At 70.9% G+C, this 21,786-nt stretch carries 15 protein-coding genes; 6 read left to right on the top strand and 9 right to left on the bottom strand.

Annotation, left to right across the window (positions count from 1 at the left end):
• Nucleotides 1-45: 45 nt before the first annotated feature.
• Nucleotides 46-987 carry a glycosyltransferase family 2 protein gene (locus tag ABS41_RS07440; RefSeq protein WP_290592468.1) on the top strand — a complete coding sequence of 314 codons (942 nt, stop codon included), beginning with the start codon at nt 46-48 and terminating at the stop codon, nt 985-987.
• Between the two features lie 35 nt (nt 988-1,022).
• Here ABS41_RS07440 and ABS41_RS07435 read toward each other — a convergent pair whose 3' ends face one another.
• Together ABS41_RS07435 and ABS41_RS07430 are read right to left on the bottom strand one after the other, a co-directional pair.
• The gene (locus tag ABS41_RS07435) at nt 1,023-1,700 is read right to left on the bottom strand and encodes a nucleotidyl transferase AbiEii/AbiGii toxin family protein (protein WP_290592465.1); all 678 of its coding nucleotides are present in this window, start codon (nt 1,698-1,700) and stop codon (nt 1,023-1,025) included.
• Complete coding sequence (locus ABS41_RS07430; RefSeq protein WP_290592463.1) at nt 1,693-2,100, bottom strand: helix-turn-helix domain-containing protein; 408 nt, start codon at nt 2,098-2,100, stop codon at nt 1,693-1,695. The genes ABS41_RS07435 and ABS41_RS07430 overlap by 8 nt, the downstream gene beginning before the upstream one ends.
• Before the next feature lie 100 nt (nt 2,101-2,200).
• Here ABS41_RS07430 and ABS41_RS07425 point away from each other — a divergent pair, with 100 nt between their 5' ends.
• Entirely contained in the window at nt 2,201-2,629 is a 429-nt protein-coding gene (locus tag ABS41_RS07425) for a CBS domain-containing protein (RefSeq protein ID WP_290592461.1), read from the top strand.
• Between the two features lie 5 nt (nt 2,630-2,634).
• Here the strand turns inward: ABS41_RS07425 and ABS41_RS07420 are convergent, their stop codons facing one another.
• Both ABS41_RS07420 and ABS41_RS07415 read right to left on the bottom strand, forming a co-directional pair.
• Nucleotides 2,635-3,282, bottom strand: a complete 648-nt coding sequence (locus tag ABS41_RS07420) for a hemolysin III family protein (RefSeq protein ID WP_290592459.1) — start codon at nt 3,280-3,282, stop codon at nt 2,635-2,637.
• Nucleotides 3,283-3,313: 31 nt separating this feature from the next.
• Complete coding sequence (locus ABS41_RS07415) at nt 3,314-4,918, bottom strand: peptide chain release factor 3 (protein WP_290592457.1); 1,605 nt, start codon at nt 4,916-4,918, stop codon at nt 3,314-3,316.
• Nucleotides 4,919-5,155: 237 nt separating this feature from the next.
• On the opposite strand from ABS41_RS07415, the gene ABS41_RS07410 reads away from it, so the two are divergent.
• Nucleotides 5,156-8,263 carry an autotransporter domain-containing protein gene (locus tag ABS41_RS07410; RefSeq protein WP_290592455.1) on the top strand — a complete coding sequence of 1,036 codons (3,108 nt, stop codon included), beginning with the start codon at nt 5,156-5,158 and terminating at the stop codon, nt 8,261-8,263.
• 93 nt (nt 8,264-8,356) lie between these two features.
• Here ABS41_RS07410 and ABS41_RS07405 read toward each other — a convergent pair whose 3' ends face one another.
• A complete protein-coding gene (locus ABS41_RS07405; protein ID WP_290592453.1) occupies nt 8,357-9,478 on the bottom strand; it encodes a phytase in 1,122 nt (373 codons plus the stop codon).
• A 94-nt stretch (nt 9,479-9,572) separates the two neighbouring features.
• Between ABS41_RS07405 and ABS41_RS07400 the strand changes: the two genes are divergently transcribed.
• Complete coding sequence (locus tag ABS41_RS07400; protein WP_290592451.1) at nt 9,573-10,532, top strand: ABC transporter substrate-binding protein; 960 nt, start codon at nt 9,573-9,575, stop codon at nt 10,530-10,532.
• Complete coding sequence (locus ABS41_RS07395) at nt 10,529-13,834, top strand: EAL domain-containing protein (RefSeq protein ID WP_290592449.1); 3,306 nt, start codon at nt 10,529-10,531, stop codon at nt 13,832-13,834. The genes ABS41_RS07400 and ABS41_RS07395 overlap by 4 nt, the downstream gene beginning before the upstream one ends.
• 54 nt (nt 13,835-13,888) lie before the next feature.
• On the opposite strand, the gene ABS41_RS07390 is transcribed toward ABS41_RS07395, so the two are convergent.
• The 4 genes from ABS41_RS07390 to ABS41_RS07375 all read right to left on the bottom strand — a co-directional run bounded on the left by ABS41_RS07390 (nt 13,889) and on the right by ABS41_RS07375 (nt 21,475).
• Entirely contained in the window at nt 13,889-14,662 is a 774-nt protein-coding gene (locus tag ABS41_RS07390; protein WP_290592447.1) for a M23 family metallopeptidase, read from the bottom strand.
• A complete protein-coding gene (locus ABS41_RS07385) occupies nt 14,659-16,866 on the bottom strand; it encodes an EAL domain-containing protein (RefSeq protein WP_290592445.1) in 2,208 nt (735 codons plus the stop codon). Before ABS41_RS07385 ends, ABS41_RS07390 begins: the two co-directional genes overlap by 4 nt.
• A gap of 33 nt (nt 16,867-16,899) precedes the next feature.
• On the bottom strand, nt 16,900-20,001 hold the full coding sequence (locus ABS41_RS07380) for a diguanylate cyclase (RefSeq protein ID WP_290592443.1): 3,102 nt from the start codon (nt 19,999-20,001) through the stop codon (nt 16,900-16,902).
• Between the two features lie 91 nt (nt 20,002-20,092).
• Nucleotides 20,093-21,475 carry an L-serine ammonia-lyase gene (locus ABS41_RS07375; RefSeq protein WP_290592441.1) on the bottom strand — a complete coding sequence of 461 codons (1,383 nt, stop codon included), beginning with the start codon at nt 21,473-21,475 and terminating at the stop codon, nt 20,093-20,095.
• 81 nt (nt 21,476-21,556) lie between these two features.
• Between ABS41_RS07375 and ABS41_RS07370 the strand changes: the two genes are divergently transcribed.
• A complete protein-coding gene (locus ABS41_RS07370; protein ID WP_290592439.1) occupies nt 21,557-21,781 on the top strand; it encodes a glutaredoxin family protein in 225 nt (74 codons plus the stop codon).
• Nucleotides 21,782-21,786: the final 5 nt, after the last annotated feature.

Genomic DNA, 21,786 nt, shown 5'->3' with positions numbered 1-21,786 from the left:
CCTTTCGGAAATTACCTCCGACCCCATTGCCTTTACACTCCCGCCATGGACAGCCAGCGCTCCCTGACGATCGTCATCGCCGCCTACAACGAAGAGGCGGTGATCGCACGGATGCACCAGCGCCTCTCGGCCGCGCTCGACGCCACCGACGCCGAGTCCACCGTGCTCTACGTGGACGACGGCAGCCGCGACAACACCTGGGCCGAGCTCGAGCGCATCGCCGCGGCCGACCCGCGCGTGCGCCTGCTGCGCCTGGCCCGCAACTTCGGCAAGGAGCTCGCGCTCACCGCCGGCCTCGACCACGTCGAAACCGACGCCGCCCTGGTGCTCGACGCCGACGGCCAGGATCCGCCGGAGCTCATCCCGGCCTTCGTCGCCAGGTGGCGCGAGGGTTACGACGTGGTTTACGGCACCCGCACCGCGCGCGACGGCGAGAGCTGGCTCAAGCGCTTCACGGCCGCGGGCTTCTATCGCGTCATCCAGCGCCTTTCCAGGACGCCCATCCCGCCCGACACCGGCGATTTCCGCCTGATGTCGCGGCCCGTGCTCGACGCGCTGCGCCAGGTGCGCGAGCGCCAGCGTTTCATGAAGGGGCTTTTCACCTGGGTGGGTTTCCGCCAGGTGCCTTTCCCCTACCACCGCGAGCCGCGCCTGGCCGGCGGCAGCAAGTTCAATTACTGGAAGCTGTGGAACCTGGCCATCGAAGGCATCACCAGCTTCTCGACGGTGCCGCTGCGGGTGGCCACCTACATCGGCCTGTTCACTGCCTTCGCAGCCTTCGCCTGGGGCGCCTTCGTGGTGGTGCGCACGCTCTTCTGGGGTGACCCGGTGCAGGGCTGGCCCTCGCTGATGACCGTGGTGCTCTTCCTCGGCGGCCTGCAGCTGGTGGCGCTGGGCATCATCGGCGAGTACCTGGGGCGGCTGTACATGGAGGCCAAGCAGCGGCCGCTGTACCTGATCGCCCGCGACGTCAGGGGTCGGAGGTAGTTTCCCAAGGGGAAATTACCTCCGACCCCGGGCCTTCAGTGGCTCCCGAGCAGCTGCGCTTCCAGCGCCGCGCGGGTACCCGCGTCGCAGTCCATCGCCTCCAGGCATTCGCGCAGCCGCGCTGGCTGACGCAGCAATTCGCTGACTTGCCCGAGCGCCTTGTCGACGGACTCACCATAGGCCTCGCGTGCCTTGCGCCAGGCAGCGTCGGGAATCGGGCCCCAATGCATCTGCATCACCAGCAGGTCGATCAGGTCGCGGTGCAGCGTGCTGCGGTCGAGGCCCCGGTCGGTATTGGCCAGCAGCTTTTCCGCGAAGAGGTCCTCGCGGCTGAGCAACAGCACACCACCGATGCGCTCCTTACCGGGGGTAAGCGCGATGCGCGCCTCCCGGACGATCTCGAACTTCACCGGAGCCTGCGCGTCGCCCAGCACGCAGCGCACGCCGTACTGGTCGGCCCGAATCGGTCGCAACAGCGGCAGGGCGCGCTTGGCCAACGCTTCAAAGCCCTTCGCGAAAACTGCCTCGCGCAGGCGGCGGTAACCTTCCACCGAGGCGCAGACGAAGTCGATGTCGTCCGAGCGGCGGAATTCGCCCAATTGCAGCGCAATGGCGGTGCCACCGGCGAAGTAGCACCCACAGTCCGCCAGGAAACTGGCATCCAGGCCCTGGAGCAGGGTTTCGATGCGTTGGTGGTGGGGGCGGCTAAACATTCAGCACCCCGGCGCCGTGGCGCTGCGAAAGCTGGCGGATCAGTTCGGCTTCCCGGGGGATCAGATGCTGGCTGTCCACGAAGCGCCAGTTGGCCTCGTAAAGCGCCAGGGCGTCGCGTTCGTCCAAGAACCGCTGGCCTGGGCGCTGCCAGGCCAGGAGCTTGAGCTCGGGGAAGCGCTCCACATCTACCCGCGCTGCCTCGCCCGGGCGGGCCTGCAGGTCCATGCCCAGCGAGTCGGCATAGCGAACCACCCGGCCAATGGAGACGCCTTCCTTGCCGCGCTCCATCTCCGAAAGCAGGCGCAGGCTCAGGCCCGTGCGGCGCGCGCACTCCTCCAGCGTCAGTCCCAGCGACTGGCGCTGCTGGCGAAGCTGTCGGCCGAGCTTTTCAGGGGTCATCGGTGCACCCTAGCATTTTCCCAATCGGGATAAAAGTTGCCCTGCAGCGGGCGGGCCAGGGGTCTATGATCAGAGCGTCCGGTTCGCGAGGGGGTGCTGAATGCGCAACGTCAACCAGATCCTGGCCCACAAGGCCGGCCGGCTCGTCACGGTGCCCAAGGAGGCGCCGGTGCTCGAGGTGATCCGCCTGATGGCCGAGCACCACATCGGCGCGGTGCTGGTGATGCAGGGCGCCGAGCTGGTGGGCATCGCCACCGAGCGCGATTACGCCCGCAAGGTCATCCTGCAGGGCCGCAGTTCGGCCGAGACGCCGGTGTCGCAGATCATGTCCAGCCCGGTCGTCACCGTGCTGCCCACCGACACCGCGCAGACCTGCATGGCCCTGATGACCGACCGCCGCATCCGCCACCTGCCGGTGCTCGACGAGGGCAGGGTGGTGGGCATCGTGTCCATCGGCGACCTGGTGAAGGCCGTCATCGAAGACCAGCGCATCGAGATCGAGCAGCTGCAGTCCTACATCGCCAGCTAAGCGCCCTACGGCACCACCTGGTGGGTGACGGCCACAAAGTGGCAGGCGCTGCCGAGCAACACGAAGCCGTGCCAGATCGAATGCGCGAACGGGATGCGCTTGTGCAGGTAGAAGTAGGTGCCGGCCGTGTACGCCACGCCGCCGCCCAGCAGCCAGGCGATCGTTTCCGCGGGCACCTGGCGCACGAAGGGGCCGATGGCGGTCAGCACCATCCAGCCCATGGCCACGTAGATGGCCGTTGAAAGGCCCTTGAAGCGGCCGGTGAAGAACAGCTTGAACACCACGCCGGCCACGGCCAGCGTCCAGATGGCCGCGAACAGCCACCAGCCGCCGTCCTCGCGCAGGCCCACCAGGGTGAAGGGCGTATAGGTGCCGGCGATCAGCACGAAGATCGCGCAGTGGTCGAACACCTTCAGCCGGCCGCGCAGCACGCGGTCGGTGCTCAGGTGGTAGAGCGTGGAGGCGAGGTAGAGCAGCAGCAGCGAGACGCTGAACACGATGGCCCCGGCCAGCTGCCAGCCGTTGCCGAACGCGGCCGACAGGGTGATGAGCACCGAGCCGCCCACCAGCGCCGCCACCGCGCCGGCGCCGTGGCTGATGGCGTTGGCCAGTTCCTCGCGGGGCGATTCGTGGTCGTGTTCGTAGTCGGTCATGGCCTCAGGGTGCGCCGGGCGGCTGGAGCAGTTACTCCACCGCCAGGGCCTGGGCGTGCTCGCGGGTGGCCGCGAACTCGAAGTCCGGCCAGCGCTCCTGGGTCAGCTGCAGGTTCACGCGCGAGGGCGCCAGGTACACCAGCTGGCCGGCCGCATCGAGCGCCAGGTTCATGGCGTTCTTCTCGCGGAACTCTTCCTGCTTCTTGGCCGTGCCGCCCTTCACCCAGCGCGCCGTGGCCACGCTGACGGGCTCGAAGCTGGCGTCCACGCCGTACTCGTCCTTCAGGCGGTAGGCCACCACGTCGAACTGCAGCACGCCCACCGCGCCCAGGATCAGGTCGTTGCTCATCAGCGGGCGGAAGAACTGCGTGGCGCCTTCTTCGGAAAGCTGGGCCAGGCCCTTCTGCAGCTGCTTGAGCTTGAGCGGGTCGCGCAGGCGCGCGCGGCGGAAGAGTTCCGGCGCGAAGTTCGGGATGCCGGTGAAGCCCATCACTTCGCCGCCGCTGAAGGTGTCGCCGATGGAGATGGTGCCGTGGTTGTGCAAGCCGATCACGTCGCCCGGGTAGGCCGTTTCCACGATCTCGCGGTCGGAGGCCATGAAGGTGAGCGCGTTGGCCAGCTTCTGCTCCTTGCCGCTGCGCACGTGGAAGGCCTTCATGCCCGCCTCGTACTTGCCCGAGCACACGCGCAGGAAGGCCACGCGGTCGCGGTGCTGCGGGTCCATGTTGGCCTGGATCTTGAACACGAAGCCGGAGAAGGTTTCCTCCTCGGGCGACACGGTGCGGCGCGTGGTGGCGCGCGGCTGCGGCGAGGGCGCGTGCTCGACGAAGAAGTCCAGCAGCGGCTGCACGCCGAAGTTGTTCACCGCCGAACCGAAGAACACCGGCGTCTGCCGGCCGGCCAGGTAGGCGTCCTTGTCGAAGGGGTGCGAGGCGCCCTGCACCAGCTCGAGCTCGTCGCGCAGCTCGGCCAGCATCTGCGCGCCGATGCGCGCCTCCAGCCCCGGGTCGTCGAGCGAGGGGAAGATGGTGCTGTCCTGGCGGGTGAAGTTGCGGCCCGCCTCGTACAGGTGCACCTCGCCGCTGACCAGGTGCACCACGCCCTTGAGGCGCTGGCCCATGCCGATCGGCCAGGTGATGGGCGCGCACTGGATGCCCAGCACGTTCTCCACTTCGTCCAGCAGCTCGATGGGCTCCTTGCCCTCGCGGTCGAGCTTGTTGACGAAGGTCATGATCGGCGTGTCGCGCAGGCGGCACACCTCCATCAGCTTGATGGTGCGGTCCTCGACGCCCTTGGCCACGTCGATCACCATCAGCGCGCTGTCCACCGCGGTGAGCACGCGGTAGGTGTCCTCGCCGAAGTCGGCGTGGCCGGGGGTGTCGAGCAGGTTGACGATGCGGCCCTCGTAGGGGAACTGCATCACCGAGGACGTGACCGAGATGCCGCGCTCCTTCTCCAGCGCCATCCAGTCGGAGGTGGCGTGGCGGGCGGCCTTGCGGCCCTTCACCGAGCCGGCCATCTGGATGGCGCCGCCGAACAGCAGCAGCTTCTCGGTGAGCGTGGTCTTGCCGGCGTCGGGGTGCGAAATGATCGCGAACGTGCGGCGGCGGCGGGTCTGGGCGAGGTGTTCGGACATAAGCCGGCCATTATACGCCCCGGGGCCGCCGCGACTTTTTCTCAGTCAGCCGGTGACGCTCCGGGTCAGTTCCTGACCCGCCAAAGCCCGCCCAAAGGCCTCCTGGCGGCTGGCATCGTCCTTGCATGCCGGGATATGCTGACTACGGGCCGCAAGCCAGTCCGCGCCGGCAGCCCACAAACAGGGGAAAACTCAATGTCGATCCAACGCACCCGGCGGTCGCCGGCCCGTTTGGCCGTGTCCGTCGCACCGAAGGCGCCGCAGGCCTTCCTCAAGCTGCTCATGGGCCTGGTCCTCCTGGCCCTGGCCTGGGTCGCCCCGGCGGCCGCGCAGACCAGCCTCACGGTCAACGTGCCCACCACGCAGACCTTCAGCTCAACCCCCTGCCAGTCGGGCACCCGCTCCTACGGCACGGCCACGTTCGTGCCTTCGGTCACCGGCACCTACACCTTCAATGGTGTGAGCTCCACGGGCCTGAACGGCGATCCCTACGCTTACATCTATTCCGGCGCCTTCAACCCGGCCAATGGTGCCCAGGGCTTCATCACCTGCAATGACGACGGCGCAGGCGGCCTGCTGCCGCGCCTGCAGGCCAACCTGGTGGCCGGCCAGACCTACGTGATCATGGCCACCAACTGGGGCGGTGGCGTCGTGGCCGGCTCGGTCACCTTCAACATCTCGGTCGTCACCGCGCCGGGCCAGCCGGTGGCCCCGGTGGCTTCGGTGCCCGATTTGGCCAATGCCGCCACGCTGACGGTCACGCCCCCGGACGCCGGCGGCGCGCCGCTCCAGATCTACGAGGTGCTCAGCAGCCTCGGTGGCGTCTACACGGCCGCGGCCTCGAGCCCGATCAACCTCCAGGACCTCGCCGGCCTGCCCGGTGGCGCCACCGTCACCTTCCAGGTGCGCGCGCGCAACAGCGCCGGCTTCGGTTCGTACTCGCCGCCGAGCAACCCGGTGGTCATCCGCTCCCAGACCAACCTCTCGGCCGCGCCGCTCAACGCCACCTTCGGCGATGCGCCGCAGACCCTGGCCGTCAGTTCCAACAGCCCGGCCACGCCGGCCCTGTCGAGCAACGACGCCAATGTGGCCACGGTCAGCGGCCTGGACGTCAGCTTCGCCGGCGTCGGCAGCACCGACCTGGTGCTCAGCCAGCCGGCCGTCGAAGGGTTCACCTCGGCCAGCGTGCTGGTGCCGGTGACGGTGGATCCGGCCGTGCCCGCGATCACCTGGATGTCGCCGATCAGCAAGACCTTCGGTGACGCCGACTTCGTGCTCGACGTGCCCACCAGCCCCAGCGCCGGTGCCTTCTCCTACAGCTCCGACAACCCGGCCGTGGCCACCGTCAGCGGCAACACCGTCACCATCGTGGGCGCCGGCAGCGCCACGCTCACGGTTGACCAGGCCGCCGACGGCAACTACCTGGCCGGCAGCACCACCGTCAGCCTGACGGTGGCCCAGGCCGTGCCCGCGATCACCTGGATGGCGCCGATCAGCAAGACCTTCGGCGATGCTGACTTCGCGCTCGACGCGCCCACCACCAACAGCACCGGCGCCGTGTCCTACAGCTCCGACAACCCGGCCGTGGCCACCGTCAGCGGCAACATCGTGACGATCACGGGTGCCGGCACGGCGACGCTCACCGTCAGCATTGCGGCCGATGCCAATTACGAAGCAGCCAGCGCGACCACCACGCTCACCGTCGGCCAGGCCACGCCGGTCATCAGCTGGACCGCGGCCATCAACAAGACCTGGGGCGACCCGGCCTTCGACCTGCCCGCGCCCTCGAGCCCGAGCACGGGTGCCTTCAGCTACAGCAGCGGCAACACCGCCGTGGCCACGGTCAGCGGCAACACCGTCACCATCACGGGTGCCGGCACGTCGGTGATCACCGTCAACCAGGCCGCCGACACCAACTACACGGCCGCGAGCGCCACGCTCACGCTGACGGTGGGCAAGGCGGCCCCGGCGCTCACCTGGATCGGCGACATCACCAAGACCTACGGCGAGCCGGCCTTCGACCTGCCCAACCCGACCAGCCCGAGCCCGGGTGCCTACACCTTCGCCAGCTCGAACACCGCGGTGGCGACGATCAGTGGCCGCACGGTCACCATCACCGGCGACGGCGTGAGCACGCTCACGGTGACCCAGGCCGAAACGGCCAACTACCAGTCGGCCACCGCCAGCGTGCAGCTGCTGGTGAACGCCCGTCCGGACCCGCGTGACGATCCGGGCGTGGTGGCCGGCCTGCAGGCCCAGGTGGACGCCAGCGTGCGCTTCGCCTCGGCCCAGCAGATGAACATCCGCGACCGCCTGCGCCAGGTGCGCAGCGGCAGCAACGGCAACAGCAATGGCCTGGCCCTGAACCTCAACCCGGGCTTTGGCCCGGGCCTGGGCCTCTCGGCCGGCCAGGCGGGCGACGCCTCGGCGATGGCCCTGCCGGAAGGCTGGGGCTGGTGGACCGCCGGCGCGATCACCTTCGGTGACCGCAACCCGGGTGCGGCCAGCAGCGAATTCGGCTTCCACACCGACGGCATCAGCCTGGGCGTGGACCGCAAGGTCGGCGACAACGCGGTGCTGGGCGTGGCCTTCGGCCTGGGCTGGAACGACACCGAATTCGACGGCAACAGCAGCTCGCTCTCGGGCGAGCAGCGCGCGCTGTCGGTCTACGGCCTGTGGCGTGGCAGCAAGTGGTTCGTCGACGGCCTGCTGGGCTACGGCGAGATCGACTTCGACATCCGCCGCTACTCGGCGCTGGCGAACGCCAATGCCACCGCCAACCGCGGCGGTGACCAGGTGTTCGGTTCGGCCACCCTCGGCTACGAGCACGCCGCCGACGGCAATCGCCTGGTGGGCTACGCCCGCGTGGACGCCAGCCGCAGCAAGCTCGACGCCTACCGTGAAACCGGCCTGGGCATCTACGACCTGAGCTACACGAGCCAGACGGTGGACAACAGCACCGTGTCGCTGGGCCTCGAGGGCGGCAGCCAGTGGTTCACTTCCTCGGGCGTGATGCGTCCGTACTGGATGGTCGAGTACCGCCTGGCCGTGGACAACCGCAGCGACGTGGGCATCAACTACGTCGTGCTGCCCAACGCCACCGACTACGTGCTGGGCATGCGCAGCTACGCCGACGACGCCTTCGTCTGGGGCGGCGGCCTGGACATGGACATCAGCGGCCGCTGGGGCCTGTCGCTGCTCTATCGCGGCGAGCGCCTGCGCGAGGGTGGCGACAGCTACGGCGTCGGCCTGATGCTCAACTACCGCGGCTCGGCCCCGGCCGCCGCGGTTCAGTCCGGCGAAGCCTCCGCGCAGGGCGCGGGCACGACCACCACGAAGCGGTAATGAAATGGGGTCGGAGGTAATTTCCTTCGGAAATTGCCTCCGACCCCTGCCTTTGAAGAGGCGCCGCCCGAAAGGGCGGCGCTTTTTCTTTACTCAATCGCAGCTGCGGCGGATCCTCAGCGCCCTGGCGATGTCCTGCCAGTCGAACGCCGCCACGCCGGCGTCGTCGTGCGCGGCGTAGAGCGCGCCATACGGGAACTCGCGGCTGCCGGTGGCGTCGAGCCAGATGCCGTCGGTCATCGCCGCCTGCTCTCCGGTGAAGGTGCCCAGGTAGCCCAGCTCGCGGCGGTCGAAGACGTGGAAGAGCGTCAGGTCGCGGCCCTGGTCGGTGGTGATCCAGTAGCCGCTGCCGTCGGCGCAGGCGAACAGCGCCACGCCCTCGGCCTGGGCGCGGAAGGTTTCGCGCGGCAGGTTCTGGCCCAGATAGTTGCCGGCCAGGTCGTACACGCGCAGCGTGGTGCCCACGCGCACGTCTTCCTCGGCGATCAGCAGGCGGTCGTGCAGCGGGTCGCCGGCGATCGACTCGACCATGCGCAGCGCGCCTTCCTCGGTCGTGTCGCCGAAATGCCCGGCGTCCGTGGCCACCAGCGCCTCGCCCTCCAGCCGCAGGTGGAAGCGGCGCACGCGCTGGTCGAGCTCGTGCATCGGCGGCAGGGTTTCGGTGCGGTAGTCGGCCATGAAGCTGTCGGTCACCAGCATTTCCAGCTCGCCCGGCGCCGTCTCGCGCAGCCACAGGCCGTAGGGGCTGCGCAGCACGTCGGCGCCGATGATGGCCACCGGCGCGAAGTCGGGCAGGCGCTGCACCTGCACGCGGTGGTTGTCGCGCTCGACCACGAACACCAGGTCGCCGAACACGGCGATGCCGTTGGGGCGGTTGTACTGGCCCGGCGCCTGGCCCGGGCCGCCCACGGTCAGTTTCCAGTCGCCGGTGTCTCCGTCGTACACCACCAGCTGGTGCGTCTGCTTGCCGGTGGCGATCAGCCACACTTCGCCGCCGGGCGCGGTCCAGGTGGCCACCGAGTCGATCTCGTGCTCGGGCAGCGGCGCGGTGAGGAAGCTCTCGCGCACGGGCACCGAATCGGCGCCGAACACGTTCGGCATGGGCCGCGACGAAGGATCGCCCTCGGGCGGGGTCGCCTCGGGCGGCGCGGGGGAGTGGGCGCAGGCCGCGAGGGCCAGGGCCAGCAGGGCGGGGAGTGGTCGAAGGGCGTTCATTCAGCCAGTATGCTCGGGGAGCCCGCGTTCCCGTCAATCCCGAAGGAGCTCCCGCCCGGTGCCCGCCGCGAAGGCCCTTTCCCGCCTGCTTTCCATGGCCTGGCTCCTGCCGCTGGCCCTGGCGGTGGCGAGCCTGGCCTGGATGGTGTCGGTGCTGGCGCCGCCGGCGCCCCGGCCGCCGGTGACCATCGCGGTGGGTCCCTACATCGGGTACGAGCCCTTCGTGCTGGCCCGCGAGATGGACTGGCTGGGGCCGCGCCTGCGCCTGGTCGAAACCCTGTCGAACACCGAGACCAGCCAGGGCCTTCGCGACGGCAGCATCGGCGTGGCCGGGGTCACCCTGGACGAGGCCCTGCGCCTGCGCTCGGACGGCGTGCCGGTGCGCGTCATCGCCGTGCTTTCGGATTCGCGCGGCGCCGACGCCGTGGTGCTGAGGCCGGGCGTTGAAGGGCTGGCGGACCTGCGCGGGCAGGTGGTGCTGGTGGAAGCCTCGGCGGTCGGCTTCCACCTGCTGCACACGGCGCTGGCCAGCGTCGGCCTCGACAGCAGCCAGGTTCGGGTGGTGCAGGTGCAGTCGGCCCTGGTGCCGCCGCGCTGGCGCGCCGGTGATTCGGCCGGCGCGGTGCTCTACGAACCCATGCTCTCCGAACTGGTGGCCGAGGGTGCCGTGGTGGCGTATTCCACCACCGACCACCCGGGCCTGGTGCTGGACGTGCTGGTGGCGCGCGAAGAGGTCATCCGCGAGCGCGGCCCCGAACTGGCCGAGGCCATGGCGGCCTGGGACCGCGCCGTGCAGGCCTTCGCCCAACCCGAACGCCTGCCGGTGGAGATGCTCTCCATGGGCGTCAACCTCGACGCCGCCGGCTACCGGGGCGCGCTCGCCGGCGTGCTCCTGTTCGACGCCGCGGCCAGCCAGCGCATGATGACCGGCCCCGAACCGGAACTCGCCGTCGCCGCCCGTTCCGTGGCCGACAGCCTGCGCGCCGCCGGACTCGACGCCGACCTGCGCGTGGACGGCAAGCTGCTTGCGCCGGAGGTCGCCGGCCCGCCGTGATCGTTCGCCTGCTCACCGCCCGCCCCGCCCGCGACGTGGTGCCGGTGCTCCTGCTGGTGCTGGCCCTCGCCGTCGCCACCCTTCAGTTCCTGGCCCAGCTCTCCACGGTGCGCCCGGGCGTGGAAGGCGACGTGGCCGAGGACCTGGGCTCGCTGATGCAGCAGCAGTCGCGGCGCATCGACGCCGGCGCCGAGCTGGGGCTGGAGAACGTGCCGGCGCGCATGGTCAGCGGCCTGGCCATCAATCCGCTGGTGGTGGACGCCTGGGTGGTGGACGGCGAGGGCCGGGTGCGTTCGGCCATCCATCGCCGCGACCTGGGCCAGGCCTTCGGTGAGGTCTCGGCCACGCGCTCCACCCGGCTGCGCGACGCCCTGCGCGACGCGGCCTACGCCGGCAATGCCGGCCGCGCGCATTGGGTTCCCGGCGAGTATCGGCTGGCGATGTCGCGCCAGGTGCTGCTCTCGAGCAACCCGGCACGCTACGGCCTGCTGGTGGTGGAAGCCGACTACGGACTGCAGGTGGCCCGGGGGCGCGCCGAGGCGGGCCGCCGCTTCTGGCTCAACGCCGCCGGCATCATCGCGGTGATCGGCCTGCTCTGGGGCACCTTCCACCTGGTCTGGGCGCGGCGCTCGCAGCGACTGGCGGACATGGCCGCGCGCATGGACATCAGCGACGGCCCGCTCGACACCGGCATCCGCGGCGGCGACGAACTGGCCCGGGTGGCGCGCGCGGTCGAGGCCGCTTCGGCCAGGATGTCGCACCAGGCGCGGCTGCTGCGCACCGTCAGCCTGGTCAGCGCCGCCTCGCAGCGCCTGCGCGACCGCGATGCGCTGGGCCTGGAAGTCTGCCGCCTGCTGGTGCGCGAGGGTGGCTACACCCTGGCCGGGCTGGCGCGCCTGCAGCCCGACGGCCGCACCCTGCTGCCCACGGCGCTGGTGGGCATCGACCCGGCCCACCTGACGATCCAGCCCGGCGACCTCGAGGACCCGGCGCAGCAGGACCGCCCCGCGGTGCACGTGCTGCGCACCGGCGAGCCCTGGGTGTTCAGCGACTTCGAGGCCTCGGGCCGGCACCCGGCCACCGAACCCTTCCACCGCATCGGCATGCGCTCGCTGGCGGTGGTGCCGCTGGTCGAGATGGGCCAGCGGCTGGGCGTGCTGTTCCTGGCCGACCGGCGCCCGGGCGTGTTCGATGCCGACTTCATCGCCGCCGTCACCAGCACGGCCTCGGACATCAGCGCCAACATCCTGCTGCGCGAGAGCGAGCGTGACGCGCAGGAGGCCGAGCACCGGCTGGCGGTGGCGCTGCGCGCGGCGCAGCTGGGCGCCTGGTCGAGCAACCTGGCCACCGGCGAGATGATCGCCAACGACGAGTGGTTCCGCATGCTCGGCCTCAACCCGCACCGCGACGCCGCCGAGGCCGCCGACTGGCGCGGCCGCCTGCATCCCGACGACGTGCCCAAGCTCGATCGTGCCTACCGCCGCCTGGCCACGCCCGGCGAGGACAGCTTCGAGGCCGAGCTGCGCCTGCGCCATGCCGACGGCCACTGGGTCTGGATCCAGTCGCGCGGCACGGTGCTCGAGCGCGACGCGAAGGGCCGGCCGCTGCGCCTGGCCGGCGTGCACATGGACACCACCCGGCGCCGCCATGACGAAACCCAGCTGCGCATCGCCGCCGACGCCTTCGAGAACAGCCACGAGGGCATCCTGATCTGCGACGGCGACGGCGTGATCATCAGCACCAATTCCACCTTCACCCGCGTCACCGGCTATTCGGCGGCCGAGGTGCTGGGGCGGCGGCCGTCCGTGCTGTCCTCGGGCCTGCACGACGAGGCGTTCTACCGCGAGATGTGGGCGCAGGTGGCCGCGCAGGGCCGCTGGGAAGGCGAGGTGGTCAATCGCCGCAAGACGGGCGAGCTGTATACGGAATGGCTGGTGATCACCCGCATCAGGCAGGCCGACGGGCGCGTCAATTACCTCGGCCAGTTCACCGACATCAGCGAGCGCAAGCTCAGCCAGTCGCGCATCGACGAGCTGGCCCGCACCGACACGCTCACCGGCCTGCCCAATCGCAGCGGTTTCGGCGCCAACGTGCGCGAGGCGCTCGAGGGCGATGGCGGTCGGCTGGCGGTGCTGATGCTCAACGTCGACCGCTTCAAGCAGGTCAACGATTCCTTCGGCTTCGCGGTCGGCGACCAGCTGCTGGTGGCGCTGGCCGGGCGCCTGCGCGAGGTGTTCGGCAACCACGGCAAGCTCGCGCGGGTCTCGGGCGATGAGTTCGCCGCGCTGATGGCCGGCGCCGGCGAGAGCGAGGTGCGCACGGCCTGGACGCGGCTGGAAGCGGCGATGCAGGCACCCTTCACCGTGGCGGGGCAGGAGGTGGTGCTGGGCCTGAGCGGCGGCGTGGCCCTGTGTCCCGAACACGGCGACGACGCCGACCTGCTGCTGGCGTCGGCCAACGCCGCGCTCAACCTGTCGCGCTCCGAGGGGCAGCGCCAGCTGCGCATCTACTCGCCGCGCCAGCCGGGCGCGAGCCTGCGCCGGCTCACGCTCGAGTCGCAGCTTCGGCTGGCGATCCAGCGCGACGAGTTGTTCCCGGTGTTCCAGCCGCAGGTGTCGCTGGCCACCGGCGAGCTGGTGGGCCTGGAGGCGCTGGTGCGCTGGCGCCATCCGGAGCGCGGCATCGTGCCGCCGGGCGAATTCATCCCGGTGGCCGAGGAAACCGGCCTGATCGGCCTGATCGGCGACTTCATGCTGCGCGAGAGCTGCCGCGCGCTGCGCCGCATGCACCTGGCCGGCCTGCCGCCGGTGCCGGTGTCGGTGAACGTGGCCACGCTGCAGCTGCGCCGCGAGGATTTCCTCGCGCAGGTGATCAGCCAGGTCGAGCAGGCGGGCCTGGAGCCCCAGTCGTTGGAGCTGGAGATCACCGAGTCGATGCTCATGACCGAGGTCAGCCAGACCATCGCCCTGCTGGCGGCGCTGCGCGAGCGCGGTTTCCGCGTCGCCATCGACGACTTCGGCACCGGTTATTCCTCGCTGTCATACCTCGGCCGGCTGCCGCTCGACCGCCTGAAGATCGACCAGTCCTTCGTCGCCGACTTCGGCCGCTCCGAGGCCGCCGAGGGCATCGTGCGCACCATCATCGCCCTGGCCAGCAGCCTGCACCTGAACGTGCTGGCCGAAGGCGTGGAAACCGCCGAGGACGCCGAACGCCTGCGCGCCATGGGCTGCGACGACGCCCAGGGCTACCACTACGCCCGTCCCCTCGAAGAACCCGACCTCCTCGCCCGTTACCTCCAGTAAGGAAACGGGGTCAGGTTCACTTCCGCGCAGCGGAAGTGAACCTGACCCCGTTTCTTAGAGCGGGAGGTAGCCGTTGGGGCCGATCATGCGGAAGGGGATGGACTGCAGGCGCATGCCGGCGTTGACCTGCAGCACGAAGTGCAGGTGCGGGCCGCTGGAGAAGCCGGTGTTGCCGCTGCTGCCGATCACCTGGCCCAGGGTGACGCGCTGGCCGGGGCGCACGAACACGCCGCCCTCGCGCAGGTGGCCGTAGAGCGCCATCGTGCCGTCCTCGTGCAGCACCCGGATGTAGTTGGCGGCGCCGGCCAGGCTGGGGTCGGGCGCGCCGTCGCCGTGGCCCGAGGCCACCGACAGCACCACGCCCTCGCGCGCCGCCAGCACCGGGGTGCCCTCGGGCACGATCAGGTCCACGGCGTAGCGGTTGGCGTCGTCGCCGTGGCTGTACTCGCCGTGGAAACCCTGGCCGAGCTCGAAGGAAGCATCTTCCACCGGCAGCGCGTACACCACGTAGCGCGGCACCACGAAGGGCTCGCCGGGCACCACCCACAGCTGCAGCTCGTGCCGCGCCGACGGCCCCGCCGGCTGCAATACCGCCAGCGTGGCGCGCTCGCCCGGGCGCAGCACGCGCCGCAGCGGCAGGCCCGGGTCGACATGCATCTGCTGCAACTGGCGGGCCTCGAGTTCCACCTCCACCGGCCCGCCGCTGCGGTTGGTGGCCACCGCGGCCAGGCCATCGCCCTGGCGCACCACCGCCAGTTCGGCCAGCGCGCCCGCCAGCACCGGGGGCGCCAGCAGCAGGGCCAGCACCAGCAGCCCGGCGCGCCTCATCGCGGCCGCGCCCCGTCGTCGGCGAAGTACTCGTCGATCGGCCGCGGATGGTCGAAGGCGTAACCCTGGGCGAAGTCCACGCCCAGCGCCTGCAGCGCCCGCCGCTCGGCCTCGGTTTCGGTGTGCTCGGCGATGCTCTTCTTCTCCAGCACGTGGGCGATCTCGTTGATCGAGCGCACCACCGCCTCGGCCATCGGCGAGACGTGCATTTCGCGGACGAAGCTGCCGTCGATCTTGAAGTAGTCCACGTCCAGCGCACGCAGGTAGTTGAACGAGCAAAAGCCCGTGCCGAAGTCGTCCAGCGCGAACCGGCAGCCCAGCTCGCGCAGCTGGTTGATGAAGCGCCGCGCGCGCGCGAGGTCGCGCACCGCGCTGGTTTCGGTGAGCTCGAAGCACAGCTTCGAGGGCGGGAAGCCGTTGCGGCGCAGCCGCTCGCTGAGCCAGCCGATGAAGCCCTCGTCGATCACCGCCTCGCCCGAGAGGTTGATGGCGCAGGTGTCCACGCTGGCGGCCGCCACCGGATGGTCCTCCAGCCATTCCAGGGTGCGCGTCACCACCTCGCGATCGATGCGCGTGCCCAGGCGGAAGCGTTCGGCCGCCGGCATGAACTGGCCCGGGTCCATGCGCTCGCCGGTGCGCGGGTCGCGCAGGCGAAGCAGTACCTCGAAATGCCGGCCGGCCGGCGCGCCCGGATGCAGCGGCACGATCGACTGGCAGTGCAGCTCGAGCGCGCGCTTCTCCAGCGACTCGCGGATGCGCAGCACCCAGCGCATCGCCGCGGTGCGGTCGAGCAGGTCGCCTGCGGCCAGGCTGGCCAGGCAGACGCGGTTGCCGCCCTGTTCCTTGGCGGTGAAGCAGGCGGCGTCGGCCTGCGAAAGCAGCTGCGCGTAATCGGCCTGGCCGGGCAGGAAGGTGACCACGCCGGCGCTGGCGGTGGTGCCCAGCATCTGTCCGTCCCAACCGCAGCGGTAGCCCTCGATGGCGCGCAGCAGCGCACGCAGCCGGTCCTCGGCCACCATCGGCGCGCAGTTGCGCAGCAGCAGCGCGAACTCGTCGCCGCCGGTGCGGGCCAGGTGCTCGTCGGCGTGCATGTGCGCGGCGATCACGCCGGCCACGCCGCGGATCAGTTCGTCGCCGGCGGCGTGGCTGGCGGTGTCGTTGATCAGCTTGAGGTGGTCGAGGTCGACGTAGGCCAGCGCCATCGGCAGCGGCGGCCCGCCCGACACCAGCGGCTTGACCGATTCCTCGAAGGCATTGCGGTTCTCCAGGCCGGTCAGCGGGTCGATGCTGGCGCGCTGGCGCAGCACGCTGGCGCTGGTGCGCTGCTGGTGCATGGCGAAGGCCAGCATCAGCGGCAGCGCCGCCACCTGGATCAGGAACACCAGCAGGTAGACGCTGTCGAGCGGCGCCCGCGCCCGCGGATAGCCGGCGATGCCCAGGCCGGCCAGCCCGGCGATCAGCAGCATCGTCAGCGCGCAGGCCACCGCGGTGTGGTTGGGCGGCATGCGCACCGCGCTCCAGACCATCACGCCCAGGGGCAGCGCCACCAGGCCCATGGCGTAGTTGCCGCCCAGGCTGCCGCCCCAGGCCATGAGCAGGTAGCTGGCCATCAGGGCGATGTTCCAGGCCAGGCGTTCGGTCTCGGGGGCGTAGTCGCTGGCCGGGAAGCGGCGGCGCTGCCCGTTGCGCCCGGGCAGCAGCATCATCATCGCCGGCGCGATGGAGGTGGCGCCGAGCAGGTCGCCCAGCAGCCAGCGCGAGGCCGCCGCCGGCCACTGCGCGGTTTCGATCATGCCCGCGTGGAGCATGCCGCTGGTGCCGATGGCGGCGCTGGCGGCGGACATCACCACCGCGCCGACCAGCGCGTGCAGGCCGAAGCGGACCGTCAGCTGGTCGTCCATCGGGTGGCGCCGGATCACCCAGGCGCCGGCGAGCACGCCCACCAGGTTCGAGGCCATCGACCAGGGGACGAAGACGCCGGGCACCGGGTCGAACAGCAGGTGCACGCCGAGCGTTCCCACCGGCACGATCCAGGCGATGCGCCAGCCGTAGCGCAGCACCGCGGCCAGGCCGACGCCGGCGGCCGGCCAGAACAGCGCCACTTCGTCGGGCCCGCGGCTGAGCAGGCTCGAGTAGGCGCCGCCGGCGACGTAGAGCGCCAGCAGCACCACCACCACGGCATGCTTTAGCAGGCGGGCGCGCATGGCCCCGAGCATAGGCCCGCGGCGCGCCGCGGACTAGGGGCCCGGCGCCTTGGCGGCCGCGAGCAGGTGGGCCGAGGCCAGCAGGTCGAGCCGCCCGGACTCGAGCAACTCGCCCGGGTCGCCGCGCAGGGCGCGCTGGAGCTGGCCCAGGTCGGTGTCGGTGCGGGCGCGGTAGGCGGCCCAGCCGTTGCGGCCGTGCGCCTTCACGAAGTAGAGCGCCCGGTCGGCCAGTTCGATCATCTGCTCCCAGCCCAGGCCGCCGCGGGCGTCGCGGAACAGCGGGCACTCGATGAAGCCCACCGAGCAGGTCACCTGCAGCGGTTCGGCCGCGCCCACGTCGAAGCGATGCGACGACACCGCCTGGCAGATGCGTTCGCCCAGGATCGGCAGGTGCCGGTTGGGCATGGGCCGGAACACCACCAGGAACTCCTCGCCGCCCCAGCGCGCGATGTAGTCGCCGGTGCGCACCATCTGGGTGAGCACCTGCGCCATCTGCTGCAGCACGCGGTCGCCGGCCTGGTGGCCGTAGTTGTCGTTGATGGCCTTGAAGTGGTCGATGTCGATCAGCGCGAACACCATCACCTCGTCCGGCGCGCCGCGGCGCACCGTCTCGCGGTCGTAGTAGGCGATGTCGGCCGGGATCTGGGTGGCCAGGTAGCGGCGGTTGCGCAGGCCGGTGAGCGGATCGGTCTGGCTGGCTTCCTCGAGCCGGTGGTTGGCCACCTCCAGCGCCTCGGTGCGCTGGCTCACCAGCTGCTCGAGCGCCTCGCGCTGGCGCAGGTGCTTGCGCAGCTGCCGGCGGTAGGCGGCCCAGCCGATGCTGCCGGCCAGGCCGGCCAGCAGCCACCAGAACAGCGGCGTTTCGTGGAACCAGGGCTGGATGCTGAAACCCACCTGCGCCGTGGCCGGACTCCAGGTTTCGGCGTTGTTCGAGCCCTGGGCCTCGAACACGTAGGCGCCTGGCGGCAGGTTGGTGTAGTTCACGCTGCGCCGGGTCGGGTCGTCGAGCTGCTGCCAGTCCTTGTCGTAGCCCACCAGCCGGTAGCGCAGCTGCACGCTCTTGGGGTCCTGCAGGCTGAGCACGGTGAATTCGAAGCCCAGGTCGCGCTGCTCCGGCGGCAGCCGCCAGTCGGCGCTGGGGTCGGCCGGACGCCACAGCTCGCCCACGCGGATGCGCTCGATCACCGTGCGCGGCGCGGTGGCGTTCTTGACGATGCCGTCGGTGCGCAGCGCCACCACGCCGTCGCGCGTGGGCAGCCACAGCTCGCCGTCGTGGGCGAAGCCCTTGGCGTTGCCGGCGCCGTTGCAGCAGTAACCCTTCTGGCCGCCGCGGCGGTCGCCGCGCTCGTTGAGCAGCATCTCGCCGCGCACGCGTTCGATGCGCCCGGCGGCGAAGTCCGCCAGGTCCGCCAGCGGCACGCGGTGCACGCCGCGGATGCCGGCCACCCACAGGAAACCGGCGGCGTCCTCGGTCATGAAGAAGGGCGAGTTGACCGGCATGCCGCTGGACTTGTCGAAGCCGTGCCAGGCCTGGCCGTCGAACAGGAAGATCTCCTCCGACAGCGCGCCCACCAGCAGCCGGCCGTCGGGCAGCTCGTGGATGGCGGTGATGTCGAGGTCCTGGCGCAGGCCGCTGTCGGCGCCCACCGGCAGCAGCCGGCCGTCGTCGAACTCGAACAGGCCCGAATGCGAGCCCACCAGCAGCCGGCCGGCGCGGGTTTCGTGCAGCACGCGGATGCGCGCGTCGCGCAGGCCGTGGGCGGTGCCGAAGCCCTGCAGGCCGTCGCGGGTGAGCCGGTAGAGGCCCTGGGTGGTGGCGAACCACAGCGCGCCGCGGCGGTCGCGCACGATGCCGTTGATCTGCGCGCTGCGCATCGGCGCCAGTTCGGCCGGGATCTCCAGCTTGTCGCCGCGCAGCACGGCGGCGCCGCGGCGGGTGCCTATCCACGTCACGTCCTGCTCGGGCAGCAGGGTGTAGGCGTTGGGATGGGGCAGGGCGCGGCCGGGCACGACGGTTTCGAAGCGCCCGTCGCGCATCACCGCCACGCCGTCGTTGTTGCCCACCCACAGCTGCCCGCCGGGCCCGCGCGCCACCGACCACAGCACCGGGTCCACCAGGCCCTCGAAGACGCTGAAGCGGCGCGTCCAGCCGTTCCAGACGCGGGTGACGCCCTCCCACTGCGTGCCCAGCCAGAGGTTGCCCTCGCGGTCCTCGAAAATCGCGCGCACGGCCGTGCTGTTGGCGTCGCCGCGCACGACCTCCACCACGCGCCCGGCGCGCAGCCGCGCCAGGTCGTCCACCAGCGCCACCCAGAGGTTGCCGTCGCGGTCTTCGTACAGCGCCTCGACCGGCGCGCTGGCGAGCTTGGCGTCGCCCTCGTAGCGCAGCCAGCGGTCGGACTCGCGGAAGAACAGCCCGGCCGTGGTGCCGGCCCAGAGGCGGCCGTGGGCATCGAGCAGGTGGGTGACGACGGTATCGTCCTCGCCCTCGGGCAGTGGCATCACCTGGATGCCGTCCTGGCCGATGCGGTACACCCGGCCATGGCTGCCGACCCAGAGCGCCTCGCCGCGCACGAGCAGCGAGGTGGCCGGCCGCGGCAGCGCGTGCACGCGCTCGAGCCGGGTGTCGGTGGCGCGGTACACGCCGTCGGGCGCGGCCACCATGATTTCGCCCGAGGGCAGCGCGGCCAGGTCGGTGGTGTCGAGCCCGGCCCCGGCGTCGCCGCCGGCCACGGGCAGGGAGCGGAAGAAGCCGTTCTCGTAAACGCTCACGCCGCGATACGTGGCCACCCAGACGCGGTTGCGCGGGTCCACGTGCAGGTCGTGGATGAACATGCCGCGCAGGCCGGGCGCGGTTTCAGGGTCGAAGGTGGTGAAGCGCACGCCGTCGAAGCGCGCCAGGCCGGCCTGGGTGCCCACCCAGAGGTAGCCCGTGCGGTCCTGGGCGATGGCCAGGCCGCTGATCTGCGGCAGGCCTTCCTCGATGCTCCACTGGTTGCGGACGTAGTGGTGGAAGGCCTTGTCCGGGTCCAGCGCCAGCGCCTGGCCCGCGAGCAAGAGCAGCGCGAACCACAGGGAGGGCTTCGGGACGCGACGCGGTGCAGGCACGGCGGCTTCCGGGGCAGGACGTGCCACGACTATTACGCCTCCCGCCCGCCGCCGGCAAGCCGCCCCCCACCAATCCGTGACCGCCATTCCACCCCAACCCGAGGGAGGGGCGGGGGGCTCAACACTCGATGACGTTGACGGCGAGGCCGCCGCGGGAGGTTTCCTTGTACTTGTCCTGCATGTCGCGGCCGGTATCGCGCATGGTCTTGATGACCTTGTCGAGCGAGACCTTGTGCTTGCCGTCGCCACGCAGCGCCATGCGCGAGGCGTTGATGGCCTTCACCGCACCCATCGCGTTGCGCTCGATGCACGGGATCTGCACCAGGCCGCCGATCGGGTCGCAGGTCAGGCCCAGGTTGTGCTCCATGCCGATCTCGGCCGCGTTCTCCACCTGGCCCGGCGTGCCGCCCAGCGCCGCCACCAGGCCGCCGGCCGCCATCGAGCAGGCCACGCCCACTTCGCCCTGGCAGCCCACTTCCGCGCCCGAGATCGAGGCGTTTTCCTTGTAGAGGATGCCGATCGCCGCCGCCGTGAGCAGGAAGTCGAACACGCCCTGCTCGGTCGCGCCCGGGCAGAAGCGGTCGTAGTAGTGCAGCACCGCCGGGATGATGCCGGCCGCGCCGTTGGTGGGCGCCGTCACCACGCGGCCGCCGGCGGCGTTTTCCTCGTTCACCGCCAGCGCGTAGAGGTTCACCCAGTCGAGCACCGTCAGCGGGTCGCGCATGCCGGCTTCGGGCTTGGACGAGAGCTCGGCGTGCAGCATGGGCGCGCGGCGGGCCACGTGCAGGCCGCCGGGCAGGGTGCCGCTTTCGCGGATGCCGCGGGCGGTGCAGTCCTGCATCGCGCGCCAGATTTCGCGCAGGCCGGCCAGCACCTCGGCCTCCGGGCGCCAGGCCTTTTCGTTGGCCAGCATCAGCTGGGCGATCGACTGGCCGGTGTCGGCGCAGCGCCGCAGCAGCTCGTCGCCGCTGTGGAAGGGGTGCGGCAGTTCGGTGGTGTCGGCGACGATGCGGTCTTCGGCCGCCTCGTCCTGGTTGACCACGAAGCCGCCGCCCACCGAGTAATAGTCGCGCGTGGCGACCACCGCGCCCTCGGCGTCGTAGGCCGTGAAGCGCATGCCGTTGGTGTGGAAGGGCAGCTTCTGGCGCTTGTTCATCACCAGGTCGTGCTTCTCGTCGAAGCGGATCTCGTGCTTGCCCAGCAGCTGCAGCTTCTTCTCGCCGCGGATGCGCTCGAGCGCCGCCGGGATGAGGTCCGGGTCGATCTGGTTGGGCCAGTGGCCCTCCAGGCCCATCAGCACGGCCTTGTCGGTGCCGTGGCCGCGGCCGGTGAGCGCCAGCGAGCCGAACACCTCGGCGCGCACGCGCGCGGTGCGCTGCAGGTCGCCGTTCTCCTCCAGCCAGTGGCTGGCGAAGCGCGCGGCGGCGCGCATCGGCCCCACCGTATGCGAGGACGAAGGGCCGATGCCGATCTTGAAGAGGTCGAAAACGCTGACTGCCATGGTGGGCTGCTTTGCCGGGGACGCCGTATTCTATGCCCCTTGCACGCGCCGGCCACTGTACGCCGGCGCATTGGGACGACGATGAAGCTCACCCTCATCCAGCGCGACGACTGCCACCTGTGCGACCAGGCCTGGGAGGTGATGGCCGCCGCCGGCGTGCCCGACTTCGACCCGCTGTGGATAGACGACGACATCGGCCTGCAGGCCCGCTACGGCACCCGCATCCCCGTGCTGCGCCGCGAGGACACCGGCGCCGAGCTCGACTGGCCCTTCGACGCCGCGGCGCTCAGCGCCTTCCTGCGCTGAGCGCG

This window comes from Arenimonas sp. SCN 70-307, from assembly GCF_001724815.1.
In the GTDB taxonomy this organism is placed as follows: Bacteria; Pseudomonadota; Gammaproteobacteria; order Xanthomonadales; family Xanthomonadaceae; genus Arenimonas.
Note: the sequence above shows the minus strand (reverse complement) of the source record. Positions and strands in the feature narration are given on the sequence as shown.